Source organism: Pseudescherichia sp. AS216 (assembly GCF_037152055.1).
Lineage (GTDB): Bacteria > Pseudomonadota > Gammaproteobacteria > Enterobacterales > Enterobacteriaceae > Pseudescherichia.
In genome coordinates this window covers 1-460 of record NZ_JBBCMV010000021.1, presented here as the reverse complement: position 1 = coordinate 460, position 460 = coordinate 1, and the positions used below count along the sequence as shown (strand labels likewise).

Genomic DNA, 460 nt, shown 5'->3' with positions numbered 1-460 from the left:
CTCAGAGCAGACCCTGCCCGTGCAGGCTGAGGTCCCGGACGGATTATACAAAGCCTCGGATCTGACGCTGCTGTTCGCCGGACTGCTCGGGGGAGCCGGTGGCGCTGGCGGGGAAGCCGGTGCGCTCGGCAGCCTGCTGAGTAAACTGCCGGGTATTAACAAACTGGCGCGCATCGCCTGTCGTGCCGGACAGCTGATGGCCGGTGTCGCCGCGGTGGGCATTATCGCCCGCCCGGTGGATATCGTCAGCGGACAAAAATTTCTCTGTGGTGATGACGAGCTGGATTTTACCCTCCCTTCCCGCCTGCCGGTACGCTGGCAGCGCTGCTGGCGCAGCGGTAACCCTGGCGACAGCGTGCTGGGTCGTGGCTGGAGCCTGTTCTGGGAAACCTCCCTTGAACGCTACGGTGACGGGCTGGTGTGGCGCGCGCCGTCGGGGGACTGTATCTCCTTCCCGGGG

Annotated in this window: 1 protein-coding gene; it reads left to right on the top strand. The window is 65.4% G+C overall.

All coding sequences use genetic code 11. The features are described 5' to 3' along the window. Nucleotides 1-460 (top strand): DUF6531 domain-containing protein (locus WFN61_RS20715; RefSeq protein ID WP_337039146.1); only part of this gene is annotated, 460 nt, incomplete at both ends.